At 69.3% G+C, this 24,834-nt stretch carries 26 protein-coding genes; 22 read left to right on the top strand and 4 right to left on the bottom strand.

Annotation, left to right across the window (positions count from 1 at the left end):
• Positions 1-52: 52 nt before the first annotated feature.
• Entirely contained in the window at positions 53-1,285 is a 1,233-nt protein-coding gene (locus ACT6XY_RS10855) for a M20 family metallo-hydrolase (RefSeq protein ID WP_444748356.1), read from the bottom strand.
• A 191-nt stretch (positions 1,286-1,476) separates the two neighbouring features.
• Here ACT6XY_RS10855 and ACT6XY_RS10850 point away from each other — a divergent pair, with 191 nt between their 5' ends.
• A complete protein-coding gene (locus ACT6XY_RS10850; RefSeq protein WP_444748355.1) occupies positions 1,477-2,124 on the top strand; it encodes a DUF1007 family protein in 648 nt (215 codons plus the stop codon).
• Positions 2,121-3,095: a nickel/cobalt transporter gene (locus ACT6XY_RS10845; RefSeq protein ID WP_444748354.1), complete on the top strand. Its 975-nt coding sequence runs from the start codon at positions 2,121-2,123 to the stop codon at positions 3,093-3,095. Before ACT6XY_RS10850 ends, ACT6XY_RS10845 begins: the two co-directional genes overlap by 4 nt.
• A gap of 109 nt (positions 3,096-3,204) precedes the next feature.
• Here the strand turns inward: ACT6XY_RS10845 and ACT6XY_RS10840 are convergent, their stop codons facing one another.
• Positions 3,205-3,738 (bottom strand): GcrA family cell cycle regulator, encoded by a 534-nt coding sequence (locus ACT6XY_RS10840; RefSeq protein WP_444748353.1) that lies wholly within the window; start codon positions 3,736-3,738, stop codon positions 3,205-3,207.
• Between the two features lie 398 nt (positions 3,739-4,136).
• On the opposite strand from ACT6XY_RS10840, the gene ACT6XY_RS10835 reads away from it, so the two are divergent.
• From ACT6XY_RS10835 to argF, 3 genes are all read left to right on the top strand, one after another.
• Positions 4,137-5,111, top strand: a complete 975-nt coding sequence (locus tag ACT6XY_RS10835) for an alpha/beta hydrolase family protein (RefSeq protein WP_444748352.1) — start codon at positions 4,137-4,139, stop codon at positions 5,109-5,111.
• 204 nt (positions 5,112-5,315) lie between these two features.
• Positions 5,316-6,512: an aspartate aminotransferase family protein gene (locus tag ACT6XY_RS10830; RefSeq protein ID WP_444748351.1), complete on the top strand. Its 1,197-nt coding sequence runs from the start codon at positions 5,316-5,318 to the stop codon at positions 6,510-6,512.
• Positions 6,509-7,426, top strand: coding sequence for an ornithine carbamoyltransferase (gene argF, locus ACT6XY_RS10825; RefSeq protein ID WP_444748350.1), 918 nt, complete (start codon positions 6,509-6,511; stop codon positions 7,424-7,426). Before ACT6XY_RS10830 ends, argF begins: the two co-directional genes overlap by 4 nt.
• Here the strand turns inward: argF and ACT6XY_RS10820 are convergent.
• Positions 7,423-8,319: an esterase/lipase family protein gene (locus ACT6XY_RS10820; protein WP_444748349.1), complete on the bottom strand. Its 897-nt coding sequence runs from the start codon at positions 8,317-8,319 to the stop codon at positions 7,423-7,425. The two genes, argF and ACT6XY_RS10820, sit on opposite strands and share 4 nt — an antisense overlap.
• Before the next feature lie 175 nt (positions 8,320-8,494).
• Here ACT6XY_RS10820 and leuC point away from each other — a divergent pair, with 175 nt between their 5' ends.
• The 12 genes from leuC (at position 8,495) to ACT6XY_RS10760 (ending at position 20,836) form a co-directional block, all read left to right on the top strand.
• Positions 8,495-9,904 (top strand): 3-isopropylmalate dehydratase large subunit, encoded by a 1,410-nt coding sequence (leuC, locus tag ACT6XY_RS10815; RefSeq protein ID WP_444748348.1) that lies wholly within the window; start codon positions 8,495-8,497, stop codon positions 9,902-9,904.
• Positions 9,905-10,206: 302 nt separating this feature from the next.
• On the top strand, positions 10,207-10,764 hold the full coding sequence (locus ACT6XY_RS10810; protein ID WP_444748347.1) for an invasion associated locus B family protein: 558 nt from the start codon (positions 10,207-10,209) through the stop codon (positions 10,762-10,764).
• A complete protein-coding gene (locus ACT6XY_RS10805) occupies positions 10,755-11,285 on the top strand; it encodes an invasion associated locus B family protein (RefSeq protein WP_444748346.1) in 531 nt (176 codons plus the stop codon). The genes ACT6XY_RS10810 and ACT6XY_RS10805 overlap by 10 nt, the downstream gene beginning before the upstream one ends.
• Positions 11,286-11,364: 79 nt before the next feature.
• Positions 11,365-12,624: a 23S rRNA (adenine(2503)-C(2))-methyltransferase RlmN gene (rlmN, locus tag ACT6XY_RS10800; protein ID WP_444748345.1), complete on the top strand. Its 1,260-nt coding sequence runs from the start codon at positions 11,365-11,367 to the stop codon at positions 12,622-12,624.
• 132 nt (positions 12,625-12,756) lie between these two features.
• The gene (locus tag ACT6XY_RS10795; RefSeq protein ID WP_444748344.1) at positions 12,757-14,163 is read left to right on the top strand and encodes a serine hydrolase domain-containing protein; all 1,407 of its coding nucleotides are present in this window, start codon (positions 12,757-12,759) and stop codon (positions 14,161-14,163) included.
• Positions 14,164-14,277: 114 nt separating this feature from the next.
• Positions 14,278-14,736, top strand: coding sequence for a hypothetical protein (locus ACT6XY_RS10790; RefSeq protein ID WP_444748343.1), 459 nt, complete (start codon positions 14,278-14,280; stop codon positions 14,734-14,736).
• Positions 14,733-15,035 carry a cupin gene (locus ACT6XY_RS10785; RefSeq protein WP_444748342.1) on the top strand — a complete coding sequence of 101 codons (303 nt, stop codon included), beginning with the start codon at positions 14,733-14,735 and terminating at the stop codon, positions 15,033-15,035. Before ACT6XY_RS10790 ends, ACT6XY_RS10785 begins: the two co-directional genes overlap by 4 nt.
• 156 nt (positions 15,036-15,191) lie before the next feature.
• On the top strand, positions 15,192-16,805 hold the full coding sequence (locus ACT6XY_RS10780) for an ABC transporter substrate-binding protein (RefSeq protein ID WP_444748341.1): 1,614 nt from the start codon (positions 15,192-15,194) through the stop codon (positions 16,803-16,805).
• A 93-nt stretch (positions 16,806-16,898) separates the two neighbouring features.
• Entirely contained in the window at positions 16,899-17,882 is a 984-nt protein-coding gene (locus tag ACT6XY_RS10775; RefSeq protein WP_444748340.1) for an ABC transporter permease, read from the top strand.
• An 8-nt stretch (positions 17,883-17,890) separates the two neighbouring features.
• Positions 17,891-18,847, top strand: a complete 957-nt coding sequence (locus ACT6XY_RS10770) for an ABC transporter permease (RefSeq protein ID WP_444748339.1) — start codon at positions 17,891-17,893, stop codon at positions 18,845-18,847.
• A gap of 7 nt (positions 18,848-18,854) precedes the next feature.
• On the top strand, positions 18,855-19,838 hold the full coding sequence (locus ACT6XY_RS10765; protein WP_444748338.1) for an ABC transporter ATP-binding protein: 984 nt from the start codon (positions 18,855-18,857) through the stop codon (positions 19,836-19,838).
• On the top strand, positions 19,835-20,836 hold the full coding sequence (locus tag ACT6XY_RS10760) for an ABC transporter ATP-binding protein (protein WP_444748337.1): 1,002 nt from the start codon (positions 19,835-19,837) through the stop codon (positions 20,834-20,836). The genes ACT6XY_RS10765 and ACT6XY_RS10760 overlap by 4 nt, the downstream gene beginning before the upstream one ends.
• A gap of 188 nt (positions 20,837-21,024) precedes the next feature.
• Here ACT6XY_RS10760 and hppD read toward each other — a convergent pair whose 3' ends face one another.
• Positions 21,025-22,155 carry a 4-hydroxyphenylpyruvate dioxygenase gene (hppD, locus tag ACT6XY_RS10755; protein WP_444748336.1) on the bottom strand — a complete coding sequence of 377 codons (1,131 nt, stop codon included), beginning with the start codon at positions 22,153-22,155 and terminating at the stop codon, positions 21,025-21,027.
• A 124-nt stretch (positions 22,156-22,279) separates the two neighbouring features.
• Here hppD and ACT6XY_RS10750 point away from each other — a divergent pair, with 124 nt between their 5' ends.
• The 5 genes from ACT6XY_RS10750 to ACT6XY_RS10730 all read left to right on the top strand — a co-directional run.
• Positions 22,280-22,792, top strand: coding sequence for an Lrp/AsnC family transcriptional regulator (locus ACT6XY_RS10750; protein ID WP_444748335.1), 513 nt, complete (start codon positions 22,280-22,282; stop codon positions 22,790-22,792).
• Between the two features lie 54 nt (positions 22,793-22,846).
• On the top strand, positions 22,847-23,371 hold the full coding sequence (locus ACT6XY_RS10745) for a hypothetical protein (RefSeq protein ID WP_444748334.1): 525 nt from the start codon (positions 22,847-22,849) through the stop codon (positions 23,369-23,371).
• A gap of 75 nt (positions 23,372-23,446) precedes the next feature.
• A complete protein-coding gene (locus tag ACT6XY_RS10740) occupies positions 23,447-23,809 on the top strand; it encodes a nuclear transport factor 2 family protein (protein WP_444748333.1) in 363 nt (120 codons plus the stop codon).
• 66 nt (positions 23,810-23,875) lie between these two features.
• Positions 23,876-24,505 carry a bifunctional 4-hydroxy-2-oxoglutarate aldolase/2-dehydro-3-deoxy-phosphogluconate aldolase gene (gene eda, locus ACT6XY_RS10735; protein WP_444748332.1) on the top strand — a complete coding sequence of 210 codons (630 nt, stop codon included), beginning with the start codon at positions 23,876-23,878 and terminating at the stop codon, positions 24,503-24,505.
• Positions 24,506-24,595: 90 nt separating this feature from the next.
• On the top strand, positions 24,596-24,834 hold a 239-nt coding region (locus tag ACT6XY_RS10730; protein ID WP_444748331.1), incomplete at its 3' end, for a hypothetical protein.

Here is a 24,834-nt window from a genome sequence, read left to right as displayed (position 1 = left end):
CTTGGTCGCTGCCGGTGCGCTGTACCAGCAGCGCCCCGGGATGGAAAGCGCGTCAGCCGCGCGAGTCGTAGGCGAGGACTGCCTCGAGCAGCACCTGGGCGCCGTTGCCGCAATCCTCCAGCGCGGCGCTCTCGGCCTCGTTGTGGCTGAGGCCCTCGGCGCAGCGCACGAAGATCATGGTCGTGGGGCAGACACGGGCCGTGTACATGGCGTCGTGGCCGGCGCCGGAGGTGATCTCGCGCGACGGCAGGCCGAGCTTCTCGACCGCCGCCTTCACGGAAGCGATCAGGGTGGCGTCGAAGGGCTGGGCGGGCGAATCCTGCAGCGGCTGGACGTCGTATGCGGCATCGTGGCGGGTCGCTGCCTCGGCGATGGCGATCTTCGCCGCCGTGACCATGGTCTTCAGCACGTCGTCGGCGTGGTGGCGCATGTCGAGGGTGAAGCGCATCTCGCCGGGGATGATGTTGGGCGAGCCGGGATAGGCGGAGACGATGCCGATGGTGGCGAGACCGCCGTTATCGATGGCGATCTGGCGGATCTGCTGGGCCGCCTCGGCGAAGGCAGCGAGCGCGTCGCGGCGATAGGCCATGGGCGTGGTGCCGGCATGGCTCTCACGGCCGGTGATGGTGCAGTTGAACCACTTGATGGCCTGGATGCCGGTGACGATGCCGACCGACAGGTTCTCCTCGTCGAGGATGGGGCCCTGCTCGATGTGGATCTCGAAATAGGCCTGGAAGGCGAGGGCGCCCGGCGTCTCATTTCCGCGATAGCCGATGGTCTCCAGCGCAGCACCCTGGGTGATGCCGTCCTTGTCGGTCACGGCGTCCATCTGCGCCTGGGTATAGGCGCCGGCATAGACGGCCGAGCCCACCATGGAGGGGGAGAAGCGCGCGCCTTCCTCGTTGGTCCAGTTCACGAGGCAGAGCGGCGACTGGGTCTCGTAGCCCGCCTGATGCAGGGTCTTCAGCACCTCGAGACCGCCGAGGACGCCGAGGACGCCGTCGAACTTGCCCCCCGTCGGCTGGGTGTCGAGGTGGCTGCCCATGGCGATGGGCTTGCGGCTCATGTCCTTGCCCGGGCGCACCGCATACATGTTGCCGGCAGTGTCGACGTGGACGGTGCAGCCGAGGGCCTCGCATTCCCGGCGGAACCAGTCGCGGACGCGCCGGTCCTCGTCTGACAGCGACAGGCGCCTGATGCCGCCCTTGGGCGTGCCGCCGATGGCGGCCGTCTCCATGAGCATGTCCCAGAGCCGGCGGCTGTCGATGGTGAGGTTGGCGAGCATGGAAGTCCCCCAGGCGGTATCCGGTATCGAGAGGGCGGGACCATTCCACCCGCCAGCGCCGCAGGCAAGCCGCGCCGGCGCACGGGTCGCCCGCTTCCCCGGGGTTCAACCTCCTGTTAACCATGACGGCCGCCATATCTTGGCCGTCTTCCCCGCCTTATCACTGGCGTGACCGACCAACAGGGTTCGCCGTGCCGAAAGCTCGCCTCCTCGCCCTCTGCGCCCTGGCCCTGGTGCTCGCCACCGCGCGGCCGGCCGAAGCCCATCCCCACGTCCAGGTCGAGACCGAGACGCAATTGCTGCACGACGCGGCAGGGCAGGTCACCGGCTTCCTGCACGTGTGGACCTTCGACGAGATGTATTCGAGCTTCGCCACGCAGGGGCTCGACAAGAACGGCGACGGCCAGTTCTCCCGCGAGGAGCTGGCCGAACTCACCAAGGTCAACGTCGAGCATCTCGGGCAGCAGAAGTTCTTCACCGTGCTGCGCCACGAGCGGCGCTACGTCTCGTTCGGCGAGGTGCGCGACGCCTGGTCGGAGGTGGTCGGCGGCAAGCTCCGGCTGCACTTCACGGTGCCGATCGCGACGCCCTTCAAGGCCGCCGGACGGCCCCTGACCCTCGAGGTCTACGATCCCGACTACTTCGTCGCCTTCACGCCCGCCGACGGCGAGCCCATGCGGCTCGTCGCCGCGCCCACCGGCTGCCGGCTCGACTACACCCCGCCCAAGGGCAGCAGCGCCCCGGTCGGGACCCTGTCGGAGAGCTTCTTCCAGGCCCTCGGTGCCAACGCCAATTTCGGGCAGCAATTCGCCGGCCGCTTCACGGTGACCTGCCCGTGACGCCATCGCGACGCGCCGGCGCGGTCATCGCCGGGCTGGTCCTTGTCATCTGCGTGCTGGCGCTGGCGCCGGCCCTCGCCCAGGCGCCGCCCTCGGCCTTCGGCGGCGCCCGCCCTCCGGCGCCCGGCGGCCTCTTCGGCTGGATCATCGAACAGCAGGCGCAGTTCTACCGACAGCTCTCGGCGGCCGTGCGCGGCATCCGCGCCGGCCAGAGCGGCGCGCTGTGGACGCTGATCGGATTGTCGTTCCTCTACGGCGTCTTCCATGCGGCAGGCCCTGGCCACGGCAAGGCGGTGATCTCGTCCTACATCGTCGCCAACGGCGCCACGATCCGGCGCGGCGTGGCGCTGGCGGCGCTGTCCTCGCTCGTTCAGGCGCTGACGGCGATCGCCCTCGTCGGCTTCCTCGCTGCGCTTCTCGGCGTCACCGCCCGCACCATGAGCCGTGTCGTCAACTGGGTGGAGATCGCCGCCTACGGGCTGATCATCGCCATCGGCCTGAGGCTGACCTGGCAGAAGGGCCGCGCCTTCCTCGCCCGCCTCGCTGCCTGGCGCCAGAACCGGCCCGTGGCGGGCATGGCCTGCGACGACAATTGCGTTCACCTGCCGGCAGCCGAGCAGGTGGCGCGCATTCAATCCTGGCGCGAGGCGCTGGCGGTGATCGTCAGCGTGGGCCTGAGGCCCTGTACCGGGGCCGTGCTCATCCTCGTCTTCGCGCTCTCGCAGGGCATCGTGCAGGCCGGGGTCGCCGCGACCTTCGCCATGGCGGTGGGGACGGCCATCACGGTGGCGGCCATCGCGACCCTTGCCTCGGGGGCCAAGGAGATCGCCGTGCGTCTCGCTTCGGCGCGCACGGGCGCGGCGACGCTGGTGCTGAGCGCGGCCGAACTCGCGGCCGCGGCCGTGGTGGTGCTCTTCGGCGCCGGGCTGCTCACCGGCTATCTCGTCGTCGAGCGGATGATGCCGTTCTAGGGGCGTCCCTGCCGCTCAAGAAAAAACCCTCTCCGTCGCCGGAGAGGGTTCGTTGGATTTCATCGCTTTTCTTGGGTTGTAGAGGTCCGCCGCCTCAAGGTTTCGCGCGTCAGCGTCCGCCGGCCTGCTTGCGGTCGCGGCGGCGGTCCGCCACGGGCTGGTAGGCGATGCGTGCGTGGTAGGCGCAATAGGGAATGCCGGTGCCAGACCGGGCGCCGCAGTAGCGGAAGTCGTCCTTGCCCGGCTCGCCGATCGGCCAGCGGCAGGAATATTCCTTCAGCTCCATGATGGTGCAGCGCTCGCCCATGGGCACGACATTGTCGACTTCCGGCATGCGGGCGACTTCGGATTCCGGCACGAGGTCCGGGGCCGGGCGCGGCTTGAAGGCGAGATTGGAACGCGAGGCCGGCATGGAGGGCCGCGGCGGCGCCGAGGGTGCGCTGCGCGGCGCCTTGCGGGCGCGGGGGGCGGTGGAGGAGGGCGCCTTGGCGCGGCCGGACAGCCCGAGGCGATGGACCTTGCCGATGACGGCGTTGCGGGTCACCTGACCGAGCTCGCCGGCGATCTGGCTGGCGCTCAGTCCGTCGTTCCAGAGCTTCTTGAGGAGCTCCACCCGCTCGTCGGTCCACTGCAACTGCTGCATGTTTCCGTCTCCTCCTGGAAGGCCGCGGGCCTTCGGAATCCGCAAGTCATCGCCGCCCCGGGTGAAGCGTCGCTGCCTGCCGATACCCTTGTCACTAAGGTCCGCCGCACGAGATGTCGTATGCCGACGGCCGGACACTACGCTATTGATTGAATCGGCGGCAAGAGTCCGGCGAATCTCGCTTTCGTTTTCCCCAAGCTGGTCAGGCCTTCCGGGAATCCGTCCACAGCCCCCGGCGACAGTTGCACCCGCCGATGGTTGAGTCTTACCAAGACCTTAAGGTTGGTGTTGTTTTTGAGTCACTCCCCGCCGGATCTTTCGTCGTCGACCGGCTCCATCCGCCGCTTGCCGATCGAAACGGTCTCGGGGGCCGTCCGTTCCCTCTCCAAGGCGTCCATATGTCGTTGCTGCAGGCAGAAACAGAGCTGCGTTTCGAGGGAGCCCGAGGGGCCCCGCTCGCCGGCACGCTGACCTTGCCGGCATCCGGCGACAAGGTGCCAGCCCTGTTGCTGATCCAGGGGAGCGGGCCGACGGACCGCGACGGCAACCAGCCGCCCCATCTCCTCACGGATCTCCTGAAGGACCTGGCGCTGTTGCTGGCCGAACTCGGCATCGCCAGCCTGCGCTGCGACAAGCGCGGCATGGGCGCCGTTGCCACAAGCCTGCCGAAGGATCCGGCGGCGCTCGCCGACTTCGTGCGCTGGGAGCATTTCGTGGAGGATGCGCGGCTCGCGCTCGCCCAGCTGGCGGCGCAGGAGGGCGTGGACGCCCGGCGGGTCGGCATTCTCGGCCACAGCGAGGGTGGGCTGATCGCGCTCGACCTTGCCGCGAGCGGCCGCGCGCAGCCGGCCATGCTGATCCTGGCGGCCACCACCGGCCGCCCGATCGCCGCGGTGTTGCGCGACCAGCTCGCAGGGCTCGGGCGCATGCAAGGCGCGCCGGAGGCGGTTCTGGACGCCCTGCTCGACGAGAACGACCGGATCCTCGCAGGGCTGGCTGCCGGCGCCGGCTATCCCGAAACCGTCTCGCCCGGCCTGGCGGGGCTCTATCCGCCCTATCTCCGGCACTACTGGGAGGGGTTCGCCGCCCGCGACCCGGCGGTTCTCGCCTCAGGCTGCGCGTGTCCTGTCTTCGTCCTGGCCGGGAGCGCCGACGTTCAGGTGCTGGCCGACCGCGATGTGCCGGCGCTGGCTGCGGCACTGTCCGGGCGCAGCGCAGCGGGAGGGGCGCGGCATGCGGTGGAAGTCCTCGCGGATGCCAGCCACAATCTCAAGGCGGTCGCCGGACCGGACGATCCCGGTCATGGCGGTCCCCTTCATCCCGGCGTGCGCCCGGCGCTCGAGGCCTGGCTCGGGGAGAACGGCTGGCTCTGAAGGGCGCGCACGTCGCCTGCGCAAGGAGGACGGCCAGGGGGTCCGGCCGGGGCCGGAAGCTTAGCCGGGACTGCTGCGGCGCAACACGCCGGGGATGGCGCGAACCTTGACTTTCCGCCCCCCGGATCGCATAGAATTGACCGCGCCGCCCTTCGGGGCGGCCGTTTTTTTCTGGGTTTCCGGGAGTTTCGACGGGAGGTCGAAGTGATCACGCCGCTGATGCCGAACTATGCACGGACCGAACTCGCCTTCGAGCGGGGCGAGGGCTGCTGGCTGGTGACGGCGGACGGGCGACGAGTCCTCGACTTCGGCGCCGGCATCGCGGTGAATTCCCTCGGCCATTCGCACCCGCATCTCGTCGAGGCGCTGGTGCAGCAGGCGCAGAAGGTCTGGCACGTCTCCAACCTGCACAACGTGCCGGAGGCGGAGCGGCTGGCGAAGCGGCTGATCGAGGCGACCTTCGCGGACTCGGTGCTGTTCTGCAATTCGGGCGCGGAAGCCAACGAGGGCGCCATCAAGATGGCGCGCAAGTACCACGCCGTGCGCGGCGAGGAGAACCGCTACCGCATCATCACCTTCGAGGGCGCCTTCCACGGCCGCACGCTCGCCACCATCGCCGCCGGCGGCCAGAAGAAGTACCTCGAGGGCTTCGGCCCGAAGGTCGAGGGCTTCGACCAGGTGCCGTTCGGCGACCGCAAGGCGCTGGAGGCGATGATCGGGCCGGACACGGCGGCGCTGATGATCGAGCCGATCCAGGGCGAGGGCGGCCTGCGCGAGGTTCCGACCGAGGAACTGCGCTATCTGCGCGAGCTCTGCGACGCCAACGGCCTGCTGCTGATCTTCGACGAGGTGCAGACCGGCGTCGGCCGCACCGGCAAGCTCTTCGCCCACGAATGGGCGGGCGTCACGCCAGATATCATGGCGATCGCCAAGGGCATCGGCGGCGGCTTCCCCATGGGTGCGGTCCTGGCGGTGGAGAAATGTGCCGCCGTCTTCACGCCCGGCACCCACGGCACCACCTTCGGCGGCAATCCGCTGGCGGCGGCGGTCGGCAATGCCGTGCTCGACGTCATCCTGGAGCCGGGCTTCCTGGAAGAGGTGCAGCGCAAGGCCCTGCTGTTCAAGCAGAAGCTCGCCGGCCTCGTCGACCAGCACCCGAAGGTGTTCGAGGGCGTGCGCGGCGCGGGTCTGCTCACCGGCCTCAAGTGCGTCGTCCCCAACGGCGACGTGACCGCCGAGGCGCGCCGTGCGGGCCTCTTGGTGGTGCCGGCCGGCGACAACGTCATCCGCCTCATCCCGCCGCTCGTCGTCTCCGACGCCGAGATCGACCTCGCCGTCGGCATGCTCGACAAGGCGGCGACTAGTCTCGAGGCGCAGATGGTCAAGGGAGCGGCCGAGTGACCCATGCTCCCCGTCATTTCGTCGACCTCGCCGATTTCGGCGGGGCCGAGCTGAAAGCCATTCTGGACAAGGCAGGCGCGCTGAAGCGCGTCCGCCGCACTCCCGAGGCCGGCAAGCCGCTCGCCGGCAAGGTGCTGGCGATGATCTTCGAGCGGCCCTCGACCCGCACCCGCGTCTCGTTCGACGTCGGCATGAGGGAACTCGGCGGCGAGACGATCATGCTCACCGGCGCCGAGATGCAGCTCGGCCGCGGCGAGACGATCTCCGACACCGCCAAGGTGCTGTCGCGCTATGTCGACGCCATCATGATCCGCATGCTCGACCACAACGCTGTGCGCGAACTGGCGGAGGCGGCGACGGTGCCGGTCATCAACGGCCTCACCAAGCTGTCGCACCCCTGCCAGATCATGGCCGACATCATGACCTTCGAGGAGAAGAAGGGCTCGATCCGCGGCAAGACGGTGGCCTGGGCCGGCGACACCAACAACGTCCTCGCCTCGTGGATCCAGGCGGCTCCCCGCTTCGGCTTCAAGCTGAACATCGCGACGCCCGAGGAACTGGCGCCGCGCCGCGAGGTGATCGCGGCGGCCCAGCGCGAGGGCGGCGACGTGTCCTGGACCTCCGACCCCTACCAGGCGGCGGAGCGCGCCGACTGCATCGTCACCGACTGCTGGGTGTCGATGGGGGACGAGGATGCCGGCCGCCGCCACAACCTGCTCAAGGCCTACCAGGTCAACAAGCAGCTGATGAGCGCGGCCAGCTCCGACGCCATCTTCATGCACTGCCTGCCCGCCCATCGCGGCGAGGAGGTCACGGACGAGGTCATGGACGGCCCGCAGTCCGTGGTCTTCGACGAGGCGGAGAACCGGCTGCACGCGCAGAAGGGCGTGCTGGCCTGGTGCTTCGGCGTCTAGCGCGTGCCGCTCCTCGCCTCCGAACGGGCGGGGAGCAGTACGGCGCCAGCGGGTCTTGCGGCGGCCTCGGCCGTCGCCTGCCTGCCCTTCGCCAGAGCGCGGCGGATGAGCCCGTCCGTGGCCGCGGGCCGGTAGGGCCTGAACCGCCCCTCGGGCTGGGCGAGCCGGTCCGCCAGAACCTGGAAGACCAGCGGATTGTGCGGCAGGCCGATATGGCTGCTCGCCACCTCGACGCTTTCCGACAGCGGCCCCTTCGCCTCGACGCAGCACTGCCAGGCGCAGATCCCGTCGGTGCGGCTGTAGATGGCGGTGGTGGGCACCGGCGGCGGCAGGGCGAGGCGGCCGCCCATGTGCTGGTCGCAGGTGTCGACGGCGAGGCCCGATGCCCATTCATAGATCCGCCAGGCGCGTGTCGCCCGCGGCGAGCCGGCAAAGGGGCTGCCCAGCGTAACCACCGACCGCGTCAGGTGGGGAAAGGCCTTGGCGAGCTGGCGGGCATAGATGCCACCGAGGCTGGTGCCGACCAGGCTGACCTTGCGGCCGTGCCGGTCGGCGATGGCGGCGAGGCGGGCAGCGAGGTCGGCCTCCAGCGTGCCGCGGGGCCCGCGGTTGATGCCGAAGCCCCAGCCATAGGCGGCATAGCCGAGGCCGGAAAGGAAGCGGCGCATCGGCAGCGAAGCCCAGTCTGAGGACATGAGGCCGGGAAGGACGAGGACCGGGTGGCCGTCGCCGCGCGGGGCCTGCCGCAGCGCGCGGCGCATGAGGGCGAGCCGCGCAAGCTCGCCGAGGGCGCGTATCTCCAGAGCGAGCAGGCGCAGCGGCGGCGGGGCGGGCTGGGCGAGGGCGGTGACCGCCGCGCGGGGGCCGGGGCTAATCTGGGGCGTCGTGGTCATCGGGTCCGCTCTCGCCTGCTTTCTCGGGTGGTGCTTGGATGAGGAATGCACCGCGGGCGGTCCCGGTTCCCACGCACCGCCGGGCCGCCCTGACGCCCCCGCCGCTTGACGGCTCTTCTCTCCGGAACCATTCAAGGCTAAGAGACCCGCCACCTTTTCGAACGGGAGGTCCGCCATGGCCGCGCCGCGCACGCTGTACGACAAGATCTGGGACGACCACGTGGTCGAGACGCAGGACGATGGCACCTGCCTGCTCTACATCGACCGCCACCTCGTCCACGAGGTGACGAGCCCGCAGGCCTTCGAGGGCCTGCGGACGACGGGGCGCAAGGTGCGCGCGCCGCAGAAGACGCTGGCCGTCGTCGACCACAACATCGCGACGACGCCGGACCGCAAGTTCGGCATCAAGGACGAGGAGAGCCGCACCCAGGTGGAGGCCCTCGCCCAGAACGCCAAGGAATTCGGCATCGAGTATTACGACGCCGCCGACATCCGTCAGGGCATCGTCCACGTCATCGGGCCGGAGCAGGGCTTCACCCTGCCGGGCACGACCATCGTCTGCGGCGACAGCCACACCTCGACCCACGGCGCCTTCGGCGCGCTCGCCCACGGCATCGGCACCTCGGAGGTGGAGCACGTCCTCGCCACCCAGACGCTGATCCAGAAGAAGGCGAAGAACATGCTCGTCCGCGTCGACGGGCAGCTGAAGGACGGCGTCACCGCCAAGGACATCATCCTCGCCATCATCGGCGAGATCGGCACGGCCGGCGGCACCGGCTCGGTCATCGAATATGCGGGCGAGGCCATTCGTTCGCTGTCGATGGAAGGGCGCATGACCGTCTGCAACATGTCGATCGAGGGCGGCGCCCGCGCCGGCCTGATCGCGCCGGACGAGAAGACCTACGCCTATCTGAAGGGCAAGCCGAAGGCGCCCAAGGGCATGGCCTGGGACATGGCGCAGTCGTACTGGGAGACGCTCTTCACCGAGGAGGGCGCCCATTTCGACCGCACGGTCGTGCTCGACGCCAACGCGCTGCCGCCCATCGTCACCTGGGGCACGAGCCCGGAGGACGTCATCTCCATCGCCGGCGTCGTGCCGGACCCGGATGCGATCGAGGACGAGAACAAGCGCACCTCCAAGTGGCGCGCGCTCGACTACATGGACCTGAAGCCGGGCACGAAGATCACCGACATCCGCCTCGACAAGGTGTTCATCGGCTCCTGCACCAATTCGCGCATCGAGGACCTGCGCGAGGTCGCCCGCGTCGTCCGCGACAAGAAGGTGGCCTCCACCGTGTCGGCCATGATCGTGCCGGGCTCGGGGCTCGTGAAGGAACAGGCCGAGCAGGAAGGCCTCGACAAGATCTTCATCGCCGCGGGCTTCGAGTGGCGCGAGGCGGGCTGCTCCATGTGCCTCGCCATGAACCCCGACCGCCTGCAGCCGGGCGAGCGCTGTGCCTCGACCTCGAACCGCAATTTCGAGGGCCGTCAGGGCTACAAGGGCCGCACCCATCTGGTCTCGCCGATCATGGCGGCGGCGGCGGCGATCGAAGGGCACTTCGTCGACATCCGCACCTGGGGCTGATCGACCGCATGGCCCATCCCGGGGCGTTGTGCGCTCCGGGGTCACGGGTTTTCTTCCGTTGCGTAACGGTTGGCAGCGCCCCGCGCGCCTCACCGGCGGCTGTCCGCCCTAGTCTTGCCCCGTTTGGCCGTAGATTACCGTCCGGGGAGCGACGTCAGGGCCGGGATTTGCCGTTCGAGGGGCCATTCGCACAGGATTCGCCCACGAATTAACCTCCTGTTTACCCTGATCTTCGACACCTACGGGGCAAGTCCGGCGGGGCCGCCGTTCCCGTTCGCCCGTTTCCAGAGCCGAGTATTGCGATGCGCTGCACCCGAATCCTCTCCGTCCTGGCCTTCTCGGCCGTCGCCCTGGCCGTGACCAGCGCCGGCGCGCAGCAGCGACAGCAGGCCCAGGCGAGCCGCCCGGCCGCCGGCGGAGGCGCCCAGCAGGGATCGGCCGTGGCCCAGTTCGGCGACTGGGGCGTGTTCACCTCCACCACCCCGCGCGGCAAGGTCTGCTACGCCGCCTCGCAGCCGAAGACCCGCGCCCCCGGCAACCTGCAGCGCGACCCGGCCTTCTTCTTCCTCACCTCCCGGCCCGGCGAGAACGTCCGCAACGAGGTCTCCCTCACCCTCGGCTTCCCGCTGAAGGGCGACGCCACCGCGACCATCGGCTCCACGAGCTTCGCCCTCTACACCCAGGCGACGGGCGCGTGGATCAAGAACGCCGCCGAGGAAGGCCGCCTCGTCCAGGCGATGCGCGGCGGCTCGCAGCTCACCGTCCGCTCGACCTCGGGCCGCGGCAACGTGACGACCGACACCTATTCGCTGACCGGCCTCGCCCAGGCGCTCGACCGCGTGGCGCAGGAATGCCGCTGAGGCCGGCGGGAGCGGTTTTCGCTCTCGCCATCGCGGTCGGCGCCGCCGCCGCCGACACGCGGCCGCGTGGCACGGCCCGCATCGTCGAGCGTCACGCCGACTGGTCGGTGGTCGTCGCCGAGACCGACCGCGGCAAGCACTGCTACGCCGCCGCCCAGCCCCGTACACGGCGGCCCGAAGGGGCGGTGAGGGGACCGGCCTTCGTCTTCGTCACCACCCGGCCGACCGACCAGGTTCGCGACGAGTTTTCCGTCGAATTCGGCTTCGAGGTGGCCGCCGGGGCGGAACTGACCGTCGGGGACGAGACGTATCCGCTGGCCGGCGACACGGTCGGCGCCTGGATCCGGGAGATCGCCGACGAGACACGGCTGGTCGCGGCGATGCGGACCCATCCCCAGATGAGCCTGCAATCGACCTCCTTGCTCGGTGAGCGGACGGTGGACACCTATGCCCTCGCGGGGTTCGCCGAGGCCCTCGCCCGGGCGCGGCGGGAATGCGCCGATCCCAACACGACGAGCTGAAGCCTCAGGCGCGCCAAAATCCTGCGTCAGGACGCGGCTTTCGTGCTATAGGCCCGCGCTTGCCAGGAACCACGTCCCGATGCCGACGCTCGATCTCGCGAATGCCAAGCCCGTGGTGGTGCCGCCCGCCACCACCGAACCCCGCGCCCTGCCGGCCAAGCCCTCGCTGGTCGGCCAGGGCCGCGACGAGCTGAAGGCGGCCCTCGCCTCCATCGGCATCGAGGGGCGCGAGGCGCGCATGCGCGTCTCCCAGCTCTGGGGCTGGATCTACCAGCGCGGCGCCAGGACCTTCGAGGAGATGTCCAACGTCTCCAAGCACCTGCGGCAGGCGCTGGCGGAGGCCTACACGCTCGACCGGCCGGAGGTGGTGGCCGAGCAGGTGTCGCAGGACGGCACCCGCAAGTGGCTGATGCGCATCCCCCCGTCCATGGCCGGCGAGAAGTGGCATGAGATCGAGACGGTCTATATCCCCACGCGCGACCGCGGCACGCTCTGCATTTCCAGCCAGGTCGGCTGCACGCTCACCTGCTCCTTCTGCCACACGGGCACCCAGAAGCTGGTGCGCAACCTCACCGCGGCCGAGATCGTGGCGCAGGTGATCGTCGCCCGCGACCATCTCGGCGACTGGCCGGGGCAGGTGCCGCCGGAGGGCGCCTTCGTGCCGACGGATGGCGGGCGCTTCGTCACCAACATCGTCTTCATGGGCATGGGCGAGCCGCTCTACAACGTGGAGAACGTCACCGGTGCGCTGATGACCCTGCTCGACCCCGACGGGCTGCAGTTCTCCAAGCGCCGCGTGACGCTGTCGACGTCCGGCGTGGTGCCGGAGATCGGCCGGGTGGGCGCTGAAACGGGGGTGGCACTCGCCATCTCTTTGCACGCGGTGCGCGACGACCTGCGCGACGAGCTGGTGCCGCTCAACCGCAAATATCCGATCGCCGAGCTGCTGGAGGCCTGCCGCGCCTATCCCGCGGCGTCGAACGCGCGGCGCATCACCTTCGAGTACGTGATGCTCAAGGGCGTCAACGATTCCATCGACGACGCCAGGCGGCTGGTGCGACTCCTGAAGGGCATCCCGGCCAAGATCAACCTCATCCCGTTCAATCCCTGGCCGGGTTCGCGCTACGAGTGTTCGGACTGGGAGCAGATCGAGCGCTTCTCCGAGGTGGTCTTCGAGGCGGGCTATTCCTCTCCGGTGCGCACCCCGCGCGGCCGCGACATCCTCGCCGCCTGCGGCCAGCTCAAGAGCGAGACCGAGCGGCTGCGCGCCAAGGACAAGGCGGCGCTGATGAGCAAGGCCGAGCAGGACGCCTTCCGCGCCATGAGCATGGTCGACTGACCGGCGACCCTGCGCCCGCCGCGCGGCAGCCGCCGCCGGCGCGCGCTTGACCCTCTCCCGGGCGGGTGGTGAGCTTTCGGCGACCGGCACAACAAGACCGGCCGAGACCATCACGATCCCGGGAGGATCCCCATGACCGTCCAAGCACTGTCGCCCGTGCGCGCCGGGGCCGTCGCCCTCGCGATGGCCGCACTCGTGCTCACCCCATCCATCGCCTCCGCCCAGTTCGGCCCGGGTCCGGGAGCCGGGCAGGGACCCGGCGGCCGCTTCGAGCGTGACGAGCGCGGCGGCTTCGACCGTGGCCAGCGCCCGGATCGCGACGGTCGTCGCGGACGCGGCGAGGACACCGTCATGGGCTTCTCGCGCGAGAGGCTCGGCCGCATCGGGCCGGTCATGCGCGAGCAGGTGGACCGCGGCATGTTCCCCGGAGCGGTGACGCTGATCGCCAGGCGCGGCCGGATCATCCATTTCGAGGCGCACGGCTTCCGCGACGCGGCGAAGACGCAGCCCATGACGCGCGACACGATCTTCATGCTTGCCTCGATGACCAAGCCCATCGTCTCCACCGCGGCGGTGATGCTGATCGAACAGGGGCGGATGAAGCTCTCCGACCCGATCGCCACCTGGCTGACCGAGCTCAAGGACATGAAGGTGCAGGTCGAGCGGCGCAACGCCGACGGCACGACGACGACCGAGGACGTGGCGCTGGCCCGGCCGATCACGGTGCAGGACCTCCTGCGCCACACGGCCGGCTTCACCTATGCCGGCTCGGTGCGCTCGCCGCGTCTCAAGCAGCTCCTCGACGACCAGAACATCGAGGCCCGCACCGCCAACATCACCGGTGACGAGATGCTGCGCCGGCTCGGCCAGATTCCGTTGATGCACCAGCCGGGGACGGCCTTCGAATATTCCATCTCCGTGGACGTGCTCGGCCTGCTGCTGGAGCGCGTCTCCGGCAAGCGGCTCGACATCCTGATCAAGGAAATGATCCTCGACCCGCTCGACATGCGCGACTCCGCCTGGTTCGTACCGGAGGGCCGGCGCTCGCGTCTCGCCGAGGCGCTGGATTCCGACCCGGCCAAGGCCGGCATGTGGACCTCCTACCGCATCTTCGAGAACCCGGCCGACCACGGCCAGTACTTCAAGGGCGGGGCCGGCATGGTCTCGACGGCGGAGGACTATTTCAAGTTCGCGCAGATGATCCTCAACGGTGGCCAGTTCGAGGGGCGCCGTCTGCTTTCCACCAAGTGGGTGGAGTTCATGCTGTCGAACCATACGATCGGCATGGGCGGTTCGACCGCGGCCTCGACGGGGCCGGGCTACGGCTTCGGGCTCGGCTTCGCCGTGCGGCTGCAGGACGGCTTCGCGGTCGCGCCGGGCTCCACGGGCGATGCCATGTGGGCGGGCGCCTGGGGCACGAGCTTCACCATCGATCCGCGCGAGGGGATCGTCGGCATCCTGATGGCGCAGGGGCCCTCGAACCGCGTGCACACCCGCATGCTGTTCAAGAACCTGATCTACGGGGCGGTGGTGCGCTGAGCTCGACCGAGCGAGCCGCCGCCCTCCCGCAGGAGAGCGGCGGTCGCCCGAAGCACGGGGGGCATGCCGCGGCCGCGCTATCGCCCGTGGCCGTGGCCGATTACGGTCCCGCCCATGAATCGCTTCGCCTTCTATCTCGTCAGGCTGCTGCGGGTGGCGCTCGGCTTCATCGCCGGCCTCGTGGTTGCCGCGGCGATGGTGGTCATCCTCGACCTCAACAAGGGGCGGCTGCCCGAGCCGCTGGCCGGCGCCGCGACCGTCGGATTCTACGCCTTCCTCGCGGCGCGGCTGTTCTGGCCGCTGCTGCTGGTGCTGCTCGTCGCCGAGGTCCGGCGCTGGCGCTCGCCCGCCTTCCATCTCGGCCTCGGCCTGCTCGCTGCCCTCGCCGCCCTCTCCTGGACCTATCTGCAGGCACCCGCCGAGGCGCCCGACCCGATCCTCGGGGAGGAGCCGGTCCTCACGGTCACCCGCGTCGCCGTCACGCTGGCCGCCGGCCTCGCGGGCGCCCTCGTCTCCTGGTTCATCGCCGGCCGTTCCGCCGGCCTCCAGCCTCCTGAAAGGACCCGTCCATGACCTTCACCTGCCGCCCGCCCGCCGACCCGCAGCTCCTGATCGAGAACGACAAGATCAAGGTGACACGCTGGAACTTCTCCGACGGCGCCGAGACCGGCTGGCACACCCACGGCTGGGACTATGTCGTGGTGCCGCTCTCCGACGGCAAGCTGATCGCCGAGCTCGGCGACGGCACCTCGGGCGAGTACGAGATGAAGACGCACGAGCCCTATTTCCGCAAGGAAGGGGTTAACCACAACATCGTCAACATCACCGGCCGCGACTTCGCCTTCATCGAGATCGAGATCAAGCCGTCCTGACGGTCCGGACCTGCGCGGCCGCCAGCCCTGAAACGGTGGTGAACCGCGGCATTTGGTCACCGCAGACGCGGTGACAGGCCCAAGAACGCTGTCTATCATCTTTCCAATGAGCCGGGGTCCAACCCCGGCTGCAACCGATGTTGCGGAGGTGGATCGATGCGTCTTGGTTTCAAATTCCTGGCGGGGGCGATGATCGCCGCCGCAACGTTCGTGACGGCCGTTGAGGCACGGACGGTCCGCTGGGCCCGTTCGGTGGATGCCCAGACGCTCGACCCGATGTCGGCCAATATCGGGCCGACGTCCAACCTCGTCCACCAGATCTACGAGCCGCTGGTGATCCGCGGCTATGACGGCAAGCTCGTCGCCACCCTCGCCACTGAGTGGCGCATCATGCCGGACGACCCGACGGTTTGGGAGTTCAAGCTCCGCCAGGGCGTCAAGTTCCACGACGGCTCCGACTTCACCGCCGACGACGCGATCTTCTCCTTCGAGCGCGCCCGCAAGCCGACCTCCGACTACCGCGGGCTTCTCACCTCCATCGACAGCGTCACCAAGGTCGACGACCACACGATCCGCCTGAAGACCAAGGCGCCGAACCCGCTGCTGGTCGAGAACCTCACCAACATCTTCATGATGTCCAAGGCCTGGGCGGAGAAGAACAACGCCCTCGAGCCGCAGAACATCCGCGAGCGGGCCGAGAACGGCGCCACCCGCAACGCCATGGGCACCGGCCCCTTCACCCTCGTCTCGCGTGAGCCGGACGTGCGCACCGTGATGCGCCAGTTCGCCGGCTACTGGGGCAAGGGCCAGTTCCCGATGCAGGTGACCGAGCTGATCGTCGTGCCGATCCAGCAGGACGCTACCCGCATCGCGGCGCTGCTCTCCGGCGAGGTGGACGTCGTCCACGACGTGCCGGTGCAGGACATCGCGCGCCTGCAGCAGAGCCAGGGCATCAAGGTGACGACCGGTCCGGAGAACCGCGTCATCTTCCTCGGCTTCAACGTCGGCGATGCCGAGCTGAAGTCCTCCGACATCAAGGGCAAGAACCCCTTCGCCGACGTGCGCGTGCGCAACGCCATCAACATCGCGGTGAACCGCGAGGCGATCACCCGCGTCGTCATGCGCGGCCAGGGCCAGCCGATCGGCTATATCGGCTCGCCCTTCATCTCCGGCTATTCGGCCGAGCTCGCGGCGATCCCGCGCTTCGACCCCGCCGCCGCCAACCGCGCGCTGGACGAGGCGGGCTATCCGCGCCGCGCCGCCGAGGGCAACACGCGCTTCTCGGTGTCGCTCCAGTGCACCAACAACCGCTACGTGTCCGACGAGAACATCTGCCAGGCCGTGGTGGCCATGCTCGGCCAGGTCGGCATTCGCGCCAACCTCGTCGCCAAGCCCGCCGCGCAGCACTTCCCCGAGCTGCAGCGCCAGGAGCTCGACTTCTTCCTCGTCGGCTGGGGCATCCCGACCTACGACGCGGAATACATCCTGACCTTCCTCTACCACACGCGGACGGCGAACAACGGCACCTGGAACGGCACGCGCTATTCCAACCCGACGCTGGACGCGCGCATGCTCGCCCTGCAGACCATGTCGGACGTTCCGCGCCGCAATGCCGAGCTCGCCGACATCCAGAAGCAGCTGCGCGAGCAGGCCATCTACATCCCGCTGCACATGCAGTCGATCAGCCACGCCTCGCGCGGCGGCATCGAGGTGCCGGTGCATCCGGATGCCGGCGCCTGGTTCAAGCTGTTCCGCTTCGCCGGCTCCTGATCCCTCCGACCTGATGGCGAGGCCCTTTCCCGCACGCGGGAAGGGGCCTCGCTGCATTCGTTTTCCCCGTCCCGCGTTCACCGGTCGCCCTTCATGATCGCCTATGTCGTCAAGAGTCTCGCCCAGGCGGTCCTGGTCATGCTGGCCGTGGCCCTGGTCGCGTTCTCGATGTTCCGCTTCATCGGCGACCCCGTCTCCAACCTCGTCGGGCAGGAGGCGACGCTGCAGGACCGCGAGCAGCTCGCCCGCGACCTCGGCCTGATGGATCCCTTCCCTGTCCAGTTCGCCCGCTTCGTCGGCAACGCGGCGCAGCTTCAGTTCGGCGTCAGCTACCGCCAGGGACGCCCCGTGGCCGACCTGATGGCGGAACGGCTTCCGGCGACCGTCGAACTGGCGCTCCTCTCGGCGCTCTTCGCCCTCGTCGTGGGCATCGCGCTCGGCGTCTACACCGCCATCAACCGGAACGGGTTCCTCTCCCACGCCATCCTGTCGGTGTCGCTGATCGGCGTGTCGCTGCCGACCTTCCTGATCGGCATCGGCCTCATCTGGCTCTTCGCCGTGGAACTGCGCTGGCTGCCCTCGTTCGGGCGCGGCGACGTGGTGAAGATCGGCTGGTGGTCGACGGGCCTCCTGACGGCTTCGGGCCTGAAGTCGCTGGTCATGCCGGTTCTGACGCTGGGCTTCTACCAGCTCACCCTCATCATGCGCCTCGTGCGGTCAGAGATGCTCGAGACCATGCGCACCGACTACGTCAAGTTCGCCCGTGCCCGCGGCGTGCCGGAGCGCACCATCTGGTTCCGCCATGCGCTGAAGAACACGATGGTGCCGGTGATGACCATCGCCGGCCTGCAGCTCGGCGGCGTCATCGCCTTCGCCATCGTCACCGAAAGCGTCTTCCAGTGGCCCGGCCTCGGGGCGCTCTTCGTCCAGGCGGTGCAGTTCGTCGACATCCCCGTCATGGCCGCCTACCTGATGTTCGTCGCCTTCGTCTTCGTGGTCACCAACCTCGTGGTCGACCTCCTCTATTTCGCGCTCGACCCACGCCTGCGCGGCGCGGGTCCGGCCTCGGCCCATTGAGGCGCGCCATGACCGCCATCGACGACACGCCGAAGCCGCGCCTCACGCTGAAGGCCGGCCTCGCCCGCGCCTGGGAGTCCGACCTCGCCTGGAGTTTCCGCCATTCGCCGGTGGCGATGGTGGCGGCCGCCATGACCGTGATCCTGCTCGCCGCCTCGTTGGGCGCGAACTGGATCGCCCCGCAGGACGCCTTCGACCCGGCCGCGCTGAACCTCCTCGACGCCTATACCAAGCCGGGCGAGGCCGGGATGGGCTCCAACACGGTCTACTGGCTCGGCACCGACAACCAGGGCCGGGACCTGTTCTCCGCCATCCTTTACGGCTCGCGGGTGTCGCTGTTCGTCGGCTTCTCCTCCGTCGCCTTCTCGGTGGTGATGGGGGTCGGGCTCGGCCTGCTCGCCGGCTATCTCGGCGGGCGGACGGACGCCTTCATCATGCGCGTCGCCGACATCCAGTTGTCCTTCCCCGCCATCCTCATCGCGCTTCTGTTCTTCGGCGTGGCGCGCGGGCTCATCCCGCCCTCGCAGCACGAACAGATGGCGATCTGGGTGCTGATCGTCGCCATCGGTCTGTCGAACTGGGCGCAATATGCGCGCACGGTGCGCGGCTCCACCATGGTCGAGCGCAGCAAGGAATATGTGCAGGCGGCGCGCGTCATGGGCCGCCCGCCGATCTTCATCATGGCGCGCCACATCCTGCCGAACGTCACCGGGCCGGTGCTGGTGATCGCTACCATCAACCTGGCGCTCGCCATCATCGAGGAGGCGACCCTGTCCTTCCTGGGCGTCGGCGTTCCCGCCACCCAGCCCTCGCTCGGCACGCTGATCCGCTTCGGCCAGCAGTACCTGTTCTCCGGCGAGTGGTGGATCCTGTTCTTCCCGGCGCTGGCGCTCGTCCTGCTGGCGCTCTCCATCAACCTGCTCGGCGACTGGCTGCGCGATGCCCTCAATCCGAAGCTGAGGTGAGGGGCCGATGACCACTCCCGTCCTCTCCGTCCGCGACCTCGTCGTGCAGTTTCCCACCCGGCGCGGGGTGCTGACCGCCGTCGACCGCATCTCCTTCGACATCGCGCCCGGCGAGGTCGTCGGCGTCGTCGGCGAATCCGGTGCCGGCAAGTCGATGACCGGTGCCGCCGTCATCGGCCTGCTCGAACCGCCCGGCCGCATCGCAGGCGGGGAAATCCTGCTCAAGGGCGAGCGCATCGACAACCTCGCCCCGGAGGCCATGCGCAAGATCCGCGGCAAGCGCATCGGCATGGTGTTCCAGGACCCGCTGACCTCGCTCAACCCGCTCTACACGGTCGGCGAGCAGCTGATGGAGACCATCCAGACCCATACGCGGCTGACGAACGCCCAGGCGCGGGCCCGCGCCATCGACCTGCTGACGGAGGTGGGCATCCCGGCTCCGGACAAGCGCATCGACGCCTATCCGCACCAGTTCTCCGGCGGCATGCGCCAGCGTGTCGTGCTGGCGCTGGCGCTCTGCGCCGAGCCGGAGCTCGTTATCGCCGACGAGCCCACGACGGCCCTCGACGTGTCGGTGCAGGCGCAGATCATCACGCTCCTCAAGAACCTCTGCAAGGAGCACGGAACAGCAGTGATGCTGATCACCCACGACATGGGCGTCATCGCCGAGACGGCCGACCGCGTCGCCGTCATGTATGCCGGGCGCATCGCCGAGATCGGCCCGGTGCAGGACGTCATCAAGCGCGCCCGTCATCCCTACACGGAAGGGCTGATGGGCTCGATTCCCTCGCTGGACGCGACGTCCGACCGGCTGGTGCAGATCCCCGGGTCCATGCCGCGGCTGACCGCTATCCCGCAGGGCTGCGCCTTCAACCCGCGCTGCCCCAAGGTCTTCGATCGCTGCCGCGTCGAGAGGCCGGATCCCATGGCCGTGGGCGGCTCGCAGGTCGCCTGCTGGCTCTATGCGGCGGGCGAGGAGAAGGCGGCATGAGCGAGCCCCTGGTCACCGTCCGCAACCTGTCGCGCACCTTCGACGTGTCGAAGCCCTGGCTCAACCGCGTGCTGGAGCGCGAGGAGCGTCGTCTCCTGCGCGCCGTCCAGGACGTGTCCTTCACCATCGGCCGGCGCGAGACCTTCGCCCTGGTGGGCGAATCCGGCTCCGGCAAGTCCACCGTCGCCAACATGGTGGTCGGCCTGCTCGAGCCTTCCGCCGGCTCCGTCGTCATCGACGGCGTCGACATGGCGAAGGCGGGCGGCGGAGCACCGCTGAAGGAGGTGCGCCGGAAGATCCAGATGATCTTCCAGTCGCCCTATGCCTCGCTCAACCCGCGCTGGCGGGTGGACCGCATCGTCGCCGAGCCGATCCGCGCCTTCGGCCTGATGAGCGATGCCCGCGAGATCGAGGCGGAGGTCGGGCGCCTCCTCAGGACCGTCGGCCTCGACCCGGCGGACGGCGCCAAATATCCGCACGAGTTCTCCGGCGGCCAGCGCCAGCGCGTCGCCATCGCCCGGGCACTCGCTTCGAGGCCGGAATTCATCGTCTGCGACGAGCCGACCTCGGCGCTCGACGTGTCGGTGCAGGCGCAGATCCTCAACCTGATGCGCGACCTGCAGGACGAGTTCGGGCTGACCTACCTCTTCATCTCGCACAATCTGGCGGTGGTCCGGCACATGGCGACGCGGATCGGCGTGATGTATCTCGGCCGCCTCGTCGAGGTCGCGCCGGGCCGGCAGCTCTTCGCCGCGCCGCGCCATCCCTATACGCGCATGCTGCTCGACGCCGTCCCCGACCTCGACATGACGGGCCGCGCGCGCAAGCCGGTGCTGGGCGAGATCCCGAACCCGATCACGCCGCCGTCCGGCTGCCCGTTCAATCCGCGCTGCCCGCTCGCCAACGGCCGCTGCCGCAGCGAGGTTCCGGCCTCGGTGACGGACGCGTTCGGGACGGTCGCCTGCCACGCGGTGACGGAGGGGCGGCTCGCGGCGTGAGGCGCGGACGAGGCCCGTCTCCGGCCTTGAAAGAAAAGTCGTGGATGCCCGGGACAAGCCCGGGCATGACGTGATCAGGGTGTCAGCTGTTCTCAGCAGGTTGCTCGGGAACCGTCGTCATGCCCGGCCTTGTGCCGGGCATCCACGACTTCCTGCCCAAGCCATGTTCTAGCTGCCCGAGCGTGCCTTCACGCCGCCTTGCCGCCGATGACCCCGCGCCGGATCTGGTCTTCCTCGATGGATTCGAACAGGGCGCGGAAGTTGCCCTCGCCGAACCCGTCGTCGCCCTTGCGCTGGATGAACTCGAAGAAGATCGGACCCAGCACCGTGCCGGAAAAGATTTGCAGGAGCACGCGGGACATGCGGCCCTCCTTCTCGCCGATGGCGACCGCGCCTTCCCCGTCGATGAGGATGCCGTTGTCCTTCATCCGGTCCACCGGCTCGCCATGGCCGGGCACGCGGGCGTCGACCTTCTCGTAATAGGTCGCAGGGGGCGAGGGCATGAACGGAAGGCCGTTGGTCCGCAGCGCCTCGACGGTCGCATAGATGTCGCGCGAGCCGCAGGCAATGTGCTGGATGCCCTCGCCCTTGTACTCCTTGAGGTATTCCTCGATCTGGCTCTTGTCGTCGAGGCTCTCGTTGATTGGGATGCGGATCTTGCCGCAGGGGCTGGTGAGGGCGCGGGAGATGAGCCCGGTGAGCTTGCCCTCGATGTTGAAGAAGCGGATTTCGCGGAAGTTGAACAGTTTCTCGTACCAGCCGGCCCAGTGGTCCATGCGGCCGCGGTGCACGTTGTGGGTGAGGTGGTCGAGATAGTAGAGGCCGGCCTGTTCCGGGTGCGGGTCGCGCTCGCCGGTCCAGACGAAGTCGACGTCGTAGATCGAGCCCTTGTCGCCGTAACGGTCGACGAAATAGAGCAGCGAGCCGCCGATGCCCTTCACCGCGGGGATGGAAAGCTCCATCGGGCCGACCTTGCCGACATAGGGCTCGGCGCCGAGGGCGATGGCGCGCTCGTAGGCATATTTCGCGTCCCTGACGCGGAACGCCATGGCGCAGGCGCAGGGCCCGTGCTCGGCGGCGAAGGCGGCGGCGAAACTGTCGGGCTCGGCGTTGACGATGTAGTTCACGTCACCCTGGCGGAAGAGGGTCACGTCCTTCGAGCGGTGGCGAGCGACGGCCTGGAACCCCATCAGGGAGAGAACCTGCTTCAGCGCTGCCGGGTCCGGATGGGCGAATTCGACGAACTCGAAGCCGTCGGTGCCCATGGGGTTGTGGGCGCTGATCTCGGCGGGCGGAGCTTCGTGGGGGAACGGGCCCATGGCGTCATCCTCTGATGGTGTCGTTCGAGGCTTCCATTATCGTGCGGATTCGACGCACGAGGCGTGAGAACGGCGCGGCATATCGGCTATTGCATGCACATCACGTGCGTGGTTGGGTACCTAGATGCACGAGAATGTCTCCGTCGACGGCTTCGACCTGCGCCTGCTGGACGCGCTCCAGGAGGATGGCGCACGAACCAACCAGCAACTCGCCGAGATCGTCCGTCTGTCGGCGAGCCAGGTCTCCCGCCGTCGCCAGCGGCTCGAGGAGGAGGGGCTCATCCGCCGCTATCGCGCCGACCTCGACGCGGCCCGGCTCGGCTTCGGCGTCACGGTCTACATCTTCGTGTCGCTCGCCACCCATTCGGGGCTCAACGCGAAGCGCTTCGGCGACCTCGTCCGCGCCATGCCGGAAGTGCAGGAGGCCCACGCCATGACGGGCGATGCGGACTATCTCCTGAAGCTCGTCGTGCGCGACCTCAAAGGGCTCTCCACCCTCGTCAACGAGGTGCTGCTGCCGCACGAGAGCGTGGCGCGGGTGCGCTCGTCCATCGTGCTGGAGACGCTGAAGGATCAGGCCCTCCTGCCGCTGACGCCGCGCACAAGCGGACACGGGAGTGCCGCGCCGGCGCGATGAAAGCGAAATGCGGCGATGCGACCTCGTCCGCATCATCCACCGGACCCGCCTGCCATGCCCTCCGCCCTCGCTTCCCCCACCCGCCGCGCCGCGCTCGCATTCATCGCCGCCGCGCTCGCCGGCGCCGCCTCGGCCAACGAGGCGCAGCTCGTCGCCGGCCTCGAGGGGGATCATCCCGCCGGCTACTATCGCCGCGCGGCGGACCTGTTCCGTGCGGGACGGCGGGACGAGGCGGTCTTCGTCTTCTATCTCGGCCAATTGCGCTACCGCACCCATCTGGCGGCGCGCCCGGACCTTCCGCGCGATCGTGACGCCGCCGCCTTCGCCTCGCTGTCGGAGGTGGTGGGCCGGCCGGTCAATGAATATGCCTTCGGCGACATCCCCGCACTCGACCGCACCCTCCAGGCGGTGCTCGCCTATGACGCTGCCCGTCCCGACGCCTTCACGCCGCCGGACCGTTTCCCCCAGGCGAGCCGGTCGAACCGCGAGGGGATGGAGCGCTTCCGCGCCCAGATCGTCGCGCAGCAGCAGAGCATCCGCGCCCAGCGCGTCGCCAATGGCCTCACGAACCGCAACTGAGCGCATCCTCCTGACGGATTCCGGCGCGGGCGCGTTTATCCCCCGAGGGGGCCGGTCCCCTCCTGGAGAGATCACATGCCTCAGCGCAGCACCGTCGACCGCTTCGTCGCCATGGTGGAATCAGGTGACCATGTCGGGGCGATCGAGACCTTCTATGCCGAAGACGCCTCGATGCAGGAGAACCTGGCGCCGCCGCGCGTCGGCAAGGCAGCGCTGATCGCCCACGAGAAAGCGGCGCTGGCGCGCGTCGCGGCGGTCCATACCCACGCTGTGAAGACCCTGCTGGTGGACGGCGACCACGTCGCGATCCACTGGATCTTCGACTTCACGCTGCCGGACGGGTCGACCCGCCGGTTCGACGAGATGGCGCTCCAGACCTGGCGGGGCGAGGAGATCGTCACGGAGCGGTTCTTCTACGACCCCTCCACCACACGCTGACGCCGTACGCCGTTTCCGCGCCGCCGGGCAGATGCTAGGTGTCTTCGACAGACGAGAGACACCGCCATGCTTCCCGACGCCCGCCCGCTGCTCGCCCTCGCCCCCGTCATTCCCGTCCTCACCATCAAGGACGTCCGTCACGCCGTGCCGCTGGCGCGGGCGCTGGCGGCCGGCGGACTGCCGGTCATCGAGGTGACGCTTCGTACCCCGCAGGCGCCGGACGCCATCCGCGCCATCGCCCGCGACGTGCCGGAGGCGCTGGTGGGGGCCGGCACCATCACGCGGACGGAGGACATCCAGGTGGCGACGGCGGCGGGGGCGCGCTTCCTCGTCTCTCCCGGAACGCCCGCGGCGCTCGCCGACGCCCTCGCCGCCGTGCCCATCCCGGTCCTGCCGGGCTGCGCCACGGTGACGGAGGCCATGGCGCTGGCCGCCCGCGGCTTCACCGCGCTCAAGTTCTTTCCCGCCGAGCCCTCGGGCGGGGCGGCCTTCCTGAAGAGCCTGTCGGGCCCGCTGCCCGGCCTCGTCTTCTGCCCCACGGGCGGCATCGACGCGGCGAAGGCCCCGGCCTATCTGGCGCTGGCCAATGTCGGAGCGGTCGGCGGCTCGTGGATCGTGCCGGACGACGCGCTGGCGGCGGGCGACTTCGACCGCATCACGGCGCTTGCACGCGCGGCACGGGCGCTGCGCCCCTGACGCTGCCGCGGCCTTGAAATCGGCCACCTTGTCGCACTTGTTGCACGGTGACCGATGCATAGATCGGAGCGGCACTTCAGGGAGGAAGCTTTGACCGACATTTCCAGGATTCTGACCTCCGTCCTTTCGGGCGGGCGGCAGCAGGGCGGCTCGGGCGGCCTTCTCGGACAGCTGGCGGAGATGGCCCAGCGCGGACAGGGCGGCGCGGGCGGGCAGGGCGCTTCCGGAGGAGGGCTTGGCGGCCTGCTCGGAAGCCTCGGCGGCTCCGGTGCCCAGGGCCAGGGCGGCGGCGGGCTGATGGACCAGCTCGGCGCGGTGCTCCGCAATGC

This window comes from Phreatobacter sp., assembly GCF_052440005.1.
Classification (GTDB): Bacteria; Pseudomonadota; Alphaproteobacteria; order Rhizobiales; family Phreatobacteraceae; genus Phreatobacter.
Note: the sequence above shows the minus strand (reverse complement) of the source record. Positions and strands in the feature narration are given on the sequence as shown.